Source organism: Viridibacillus arenosi (assembly GCF_001955655.1).
GTDB classification, from domain to species: domain Bacteria; phylum Bacillota; class Bacilli; order Bacillales_A; family Planococcaceae; genus Viridibacillus; species Viridibacillus arenosi.
Map to the genome: position 1 here is coordinate 1 of NZ_MSPW01000027.1, position 6,941 is coordinate 6,941.

General features: G+C 32.7%; 3 protein-coding genes. 1 reads left to right on the forward strand and 2 read right to left on the reverse strand.

Features of this window, described 5'->3' with window-relative positions; genetic code table 11:
• Window positions 1-79 precede the first annotated feature (79 nt).
• A complete protein-coding gene (locus BK137_RS22480; RefSeq protein WP_155981182.1) occupies window positions 80-256 on the forward strand; it encodes a hypothetical protein in 177 nt (58 codons plus the stop codon).
• A gap of 105 nt (window positions 257-361) precedes the next feature.
• Here BK137_RS22480 and BK137_RS21335 read toward each other — a convergent pair whose 3' ends face one another.
• Together BK137_RS21335 and BK137_RS21340 are read right to left on the reverse strand one after the other, a co-directional pair.
• Window positions 362-580: a hypothetical protein gene (locus tag BK137_RS21335; RefSeq protein WP_038184530.1), complete on the reverse strand. Its 219-nt coding sequence runs from the start codon at window positions 578-580 to the stop codon at window positions 362-364.
• A gap of 16 nt (window positions 581-596) precedes the next feature.
• A complete protein-coding gene (locus tag BK137_RS21340) occupies window positions 597-6,623 on the reverse strand; it encodes a DNRLRE domain-containing protein (protein ID WP_038184533.1) in 6,027 nt (2,008 codons plus the stop codon).
• Window positions 6,624-6,941 lie beyond the last annotated feature (318 nt).

Consider the following 6,941-nt stretch of genomic DNA (forward strand, 5'->3'; position numbering starts at 1 on the left):
AAATTACTCATGAAAACTTGTTATTCTATTTATTTAGAATGAAAAAAGCGGTTCATAAGGGAAAAAGAAGACATATAAGATGAATGTAGCAACACCACCGATAATTGTAGCTATTAATAATAGTACAGAAACAAATCTACTACTCTTCTTCTTCCCACCATATATTAAAAATACATTATATAACCCTATTAGTGATAGTGTTCCTAAAACAAGAAAAAGTATTCGTATTATCATTTTTTATTTATCCTCACCATAATTTCATATACTCGTAGAACGGCAAATGTATTGACCATAGCAGCTAAAATTGCATTACGAGCTTTCTTATCAACTCCCATACACTTGCACTGAATTTGGCGAACTATTAAAAATAAAAAATAAAGTATATTCCTAATATCAGTGAACCTAAGACTATTGCTACATATAATCCAAATGTTCCTAATAATAAATCTAAAAATATATATAATATAGATTTTAGAATGGACATATCTCTTTTCTGGGATTCTTTAGAAATATAAATAAATGCCCCAATCATATTAGCAATGAAAAATAATATAAGTATTAAACCAATTAATTTAATCATTTTGTGTTTCACCTCTTTATTTTCCGAATAGAAATACTCCTATTTGATATCTAGCATACGCTGGAAATGCCGATGTAATTGCACCCATATGAGCTCCAACAAGAAATCCTGAATATAAACCTATAGTTCCGTAGGCTTTAGCCTTTTTTACTCTACCAAACATAGAAATACTTACAATAACTTCACCTGTAAAACCACCAACAACCCCCCACTTCACAGCATTAAATGAGATATTTTGATATACAAAACCTGTTTTATTAGGGAAAGCTTTTTTTAGTGTATCTTTCACCCATTTTGGAGCTTTATTAATTTGGCTTCTCACTTTTTTCTTAAAGGATTTTTGTCCATTATAGTCAATAAAAATCACTGGATTATTATTCGCATACGTATACCCATTTTGCGTAAGGGGATCATTATCATCACCAGGATGTGGATCTAACGCCATGAAAGCACCATTTTCCGGATTATAATAACGTGCTTGTAAGTAATAGTGACTTGTTTCCTCATCGTAATAATATCCTGCATAACGAATTGGATTTTCTTTCGCGACCTTACTATTTACTTCAAGAATATTACCATAAGCATCATATTCGTATGAGCCAATTTCTTCCCCAACATCATTTCGAATCGAAAGGACATCACCTCGTTGATTTGTCCAATAATGATAAGTAATTTCTTTCCTATCTCCATTTGACTCTCTTGTGTTGATACTGCTACCTAACGGAGTAGTTCCATCCCATTGATAGTATCTGTATTCCGAGATTGTACCATTGTTTTTTACAACTTCCATTGCTAGATTTTCATTTTCATAATGGTATTCATATGTTTTAGAGCCTACTATCTTTTTCGTGCGAAGTCCATTTTCATCATAATTATACCTAGCAACCTCTTTATCAGCTAAGTCTGTCACAAGGACCTGTTGCCCCAATCCATTGTATTCATACTTAAAGTTTTCATCTTGTGTGAGATTTCCATCTGCATCATAAGAGTAGGCTTGTCCGTTTTTTGTTTTAACTTGATTGGCTTCGTTGTATTCGAAGCTATCCGTTTGTTTACCAGATTTCCGCTCTTTACGATTTCCAACTACATCATAGTCATATATATTCGTCGAACCGTCAGGTAAGGTTTCATTTGTTAATTGGTTATTAGCATCATATTCATATATAGATTTTCCTTGATTACTTTCTTCTTTTGTAATGTTGCCGGATTGATCATACATATAGTTAAATTGATTTGTAACTTGATCTCCTTGTTTATACTGAATCGTTGTTAAAAGATTCGCTTTGTTGAACTGGTTGATACGTTCAAATAAGTTTGTATTGACCATGATAGAGTTTTTATTATCCGCAACATCTTCATCAAATTTGTAACTTTGTAATATTTTCTCACCACTAAGTACTTTTATTACATGAATTTTATCTTCATTAACTTTGTATTCGGTTGATTGAGAAATGTCCCATGTATTTTCATCTTGCTTAAACTCTGTTTTTATTTTATTAATACGTTCCTTCTCATCGTATCCATAACTCGAATCAAATGAACCTTCTGTATACTTTCTTAATTTCCCATTATCATCATATTTAAATTCTTTGTTGACAATATCTGTGTTGGTTTGTTCGTTAAAGAATTTACTTGATTTTATTAAACCATTTTCATATTCTGGATCCCAGTATAATAAGTTAGCACCATTATTTGATTTAACTGTTATCTTATCGACTTCATCGACTTCGTTATACTCATATTTTGTATTTATACCTGATGGTTTCTTTTCTGTATCGAGATTGCCATTCAAATTATATACATAATCGAAAATCATGTCTGGTAAACCTGAAAGACCTGGAAAAATGATTTTTTCTAATTGATCATTATCATTAAATTGATATTGTTTCACATGTTTGAAAGCATCCGTTAGTTTTTTTAAATTTCCATTGCCATCATACTCATAAGAGGTTTTATTCCCTTTTCCATCTATTACAGATGAGATTCTATTTAAATGTAAAGGGTGATACTCGTAAGATTTGCTTCTACCTGTGCCATCTGTTAATTTCTTCGTCTGTCCAAATTCATTGTATTGTGTAGTATTAACGTTGTTTTTCGCATCTGTTTTAGTTTCTGAATCATCCGTATCATTATAGGCGGTTTCTTCAAATGTTCCATTTGCGTATGTCGTTTTTACTATACGTCCATAATCATCGTAAAGATAACTAGTTAATTCTTCACCAACTTTTGACGCTTCTAGGTTTACTCCTTTGTACGTATTTGTCGTTTCTACACCTTTTGCATCTGCACTATGAATCAATTGGTTTTTGCTATTATATTCGTAAATGGATGTCCCTTCTGTGCTTGTTTCCTTAGTTAGTTTACCACTAGTTGGGTCGTATACTGCACTCGTCGTATTGCCATCCGCATCTGTTGACTTCTTTATGTTAAATTGATCATCATACTCTATAGTAGACGTCGTATCGTCACTATTCACTATTTTTGTAACTAAATATTTGTCCTTCGATGTACCGATACTATAAAACGTTTCGTTACCATCTGTGTCGGTAACCTTAAATACGTTATTATCGGCATCGTAATGATAAGTTGTAGATACAGAAATTTCAGCATCCGTATCTTGTTTATCAAACACTGTCAACTCTTGATCATCAAATAAAAACTTCGTTTCTGCTTTTTTGCCGTCAATATAGAGTTTCATTTGACCGTTTTTGTAATAGGCGAAACCTTCTATTATCTTTTCTTCTGTATCTTTACTTTTTATAGTAGTAGACTTTAAATAGCCATTCTCATCATAATGATACTCAGTCCAATGACTACTATATGAAATTTTCTCAATACGATTATCAGTATTATAGTCGATGTCAATCGTGTTACGTATTATTTCACCTTTTTGATTGACCTCAGCAATTTTTTTCAATTGGTTATCTATATAGGAGAATTGTATTTTATTATTATTACCATCTGTATAAGATAAGATGTGGTATCGATTATCATCTTTCGAATCTTTTTCGTAAATTTCTACAAAATCATCGGGATCTTTTATTTCAAATGTATCTGCGTCTTGTTGTTCTAACTTCAAGTATTTCCCTTTTGGAGATATATACGTTTGAGTATCTGTGTCATATTTGAACAAATGTAATGTACCATCTTCATCAAAATACTGAACATCCTTATTATCAGTTACTGTCAGGTATTGCCCACCTGTATAAGACCATCCTTTTCCAAGTGGGGAATCTTTTTGAGAGCGGGAGTTATAGGTACGTGTAAAGCCAAAACCTAATGTACCACGAGTAAATAATGATTCGTCATTAAATTGTAATGCCATATTCCCTGTTGTTACATTTACGGAAGCTTCTGCATTCCCAAAAGAGTGACTGCCGTAAGTAAAGTAATCTTCTATCCCATTTAGTTCTTCATGTAATGGAATATGACCATATGCACTAGCTGAAGGATCACTTAAGCCACGTAAGCCTAAATCTTCTCTATCTTCCTCTGTTGCAGGAGCTCCTTCGTCACCAAAGCGATAAGCACTAACTCGTACTTCGTAGGCATCTTTATTCTTTTCTAAAGGTGCACTTTTATAATAATTAGATGGATATGCAGGGAGATTTATTTCTTTGTCTTTTTCTTCTCCCTCTGTTGTTTCCATTTTGTCAAACAAAGTGATACCAGTCGTATCAAAATTTGTTTTTCCCTTAACTTGGTACTTTTCGAATTTACTACCATTATTTATTTCTACTTGATAATACTTAGCGCCTGTTACAGCGTCCCAGTTTATCTTTAGGTTTCCTTTATTATTAAAGGTATCTATTAAAGCACCTTCAACTTTAATATTTTTAGGAGCCATTAAAGGAATGTACCCATAATTTACATCAGAAGATGGTGAATTCCCTGTAGCTGATAGTGCTATTACTCGGATACTATATCTAGTAGACGAGTTTCCATAGGTATTACTTGGATCTATCGGTAATTCTGCTCCCTTGCCAACACTATTTGGAGAGCTCAAATCTGTTATGTGTAAATCTTTTTTCCCAGCCTCTATTTCTTTATCAGTAGGCCAGATTTTTTTCCCTTTCGTACTTACAGAAGTAATTTTACCGACTTCAAAATCTTCGTATTTCGTACCGTTCCATATCCGTACTTTATAACCTGTTGCATTAGGAACTGCTTTCCAAGAAATATCTAGCCAACCTCTGTCTTTATTAGCTGTATCTGATTCTGGATAAGCATGAGCTGTAACCTTAGGCAAATCAGGAGTTCCAACTTGAATGGAAGGTATTGCTTTTGAGACAGTGTTCGAGACCGGACTATCTCCTTTAGGGAATTTTGTAAGTACCCGGAAACTATACTTTTTATCTGTAATAGTTGTCCCGCTTCGTTTACTATAGTACTCGCTTGGATCTATTGGTAACTCTACACCTTTACCTTCTTTATAAGTGTTACTAGCTGCATACGGTTTTTTAGGGAATAATTTTTTGCCTTTAGCTGTCCAGGTTGTAGCTGTTCCAGAATATACAGACTGAAAATCTTTTCCATCATACATTTGTAATTCGTATGAATCTGCCCCATATACACTTGGCCATTTCACATTTACATAACCAGCAGTTAAATCGTCTTCATAAGCAGTAGCTGTAATTGTTGGATTTGCCATCTTTTCATAATGATAGCTTATAACCATTTTAGCTTTATTCGTACTTTCCCCTGCGGTGATTTTTTTCCAGTAAGTTTTTCCATTACCATTTGTATGAAATTTAAATCCATAATTATTACGCGTTCCATTTGTCCACGCTTGCACAGTATCCGTAACATCGAAATATGCCCATTGATCTCTGGCAACCGTTGTACTTGTTATTTTCTTAGATGTTGGTTTGTTGTTCCATGTTAAATCATCTGCTAACCATTTACTTTTAACTTCATCAACCCAAAGGCCAGTTTTTTCAGTTGCATAATAAGAGTGTGTAACATACGCAGCTAATTGTGCAGAATCAATCACAGCACCTTTAAAATCACCTTGAATGCTGAACTTCATGAAAGGATAATTAGTGCCCGATGTACTGTCATAATATCCGGTTTGAAGGACGTATTCACCTTGACTCGGATCCCATTGCTTGTTGAAATTTGCATTTGGATAAGCACTTGCGACATAAGTATCACCAAGGACATTTATTGAAACTGATGGATCAATATAAATTGGGAACACTCGTTTTGATGAAGCTAACCATTCTTTATCTGCAGTTAACTTCAGTTCGTATAATCCCTTTTCAATTAATTTTAAGTCATAATGTATTTTTGTAGAACGAGTACCATCCCCTAAAGTTTCATTATAATTAGAATCAACCATCACAGGTTTCGGTAAGGAGAAGACTAGTGAAGACTTAGTTGTATCTTCATAGAAACCAACTGAGCCATCTGCTTTTACTTCACCATACAAGTCTGTCTTTATTGAATAATTAAATTCATTAATTCCTGTAAATTCATTTACGATCCAATCTTCTTTCACCTCATTATTTAATGCTATGTGACGCAAATCAATATTTGGATAAATTTCTTTGTAATATAAATTGTTATTTTCTTTTTCTAGATTTGGATTCTCTAATGGTTCAATGGAATTATCACCATCTGATGCATTAGTTATGTTAATTGCTAATTCATGATTACCAAATCGATAGATTAATGGTTCATCATCAGAAAGTTTATCTGGGAACATTGATTCCAAATTGGTTTCTTCAGGAGTCATATAACCATCTTGGCCATATACCAATTCCTCAGAAATTTCTTGGTATTGTCCATTTACTTTATTATGAACTTCTTCTGGGTACACTTCCTTAAGAAAGTCTCCTGTTCCGTTTGTAAACGTCTTTGAATTAGCTGAACGTTCCTTAATTACTTCATCAAATTCTTTTGTCACTTCTAATTGTTCTGATGATTGAGCTTCCTTTGAATTTTGTTGGTTTTCATTTAATGCAGCACCAACATATTCAGGAACCAAGCTAACAATCATAGAAAAAATAAGCAATTGTGCTATATACTTCTTAATATTCAAAAATACTCCTCCTTTTTTTACAAAAAGAAGTATATAATATTACATTTTTATTACAAATAGAATATACGTATCATTATATTACCACAATACTCCATACAAAGTGTAATTTTTCCCATTTTTCATCAAAAAAGATGTTTTTTAAAACATTTCAATAATAGTGAATATATAGTTAATATGCAGAAAGTAATTGAAACGTAAAATTTTGATAGAGCAACACCTAGGGAAAATAAAAGAACACAAGTTATGAACGTCAGATGTTCAAAGCTTGTGTTCTTTTTTGTTCTTACTCATTAATTGTCTTTTCTAACAGAATAAGTG

Bases quoted from the DNA above. Each gene is read 5' to 3' on its own strand.
- BK137_RS22480 (WP_155981182.1), top strand. From the start codon at position 80: ATGAATGTAGCAACACCACCGATAATTGTAGCTATTAATAATAGTACA.
- BK137_RS21335 (WP_038184530.1), bottom strand. From the start codon at position 580: ATGATTAAATTAATTGGTTTAATACTTATATTATTTTTCATTGCTAAT.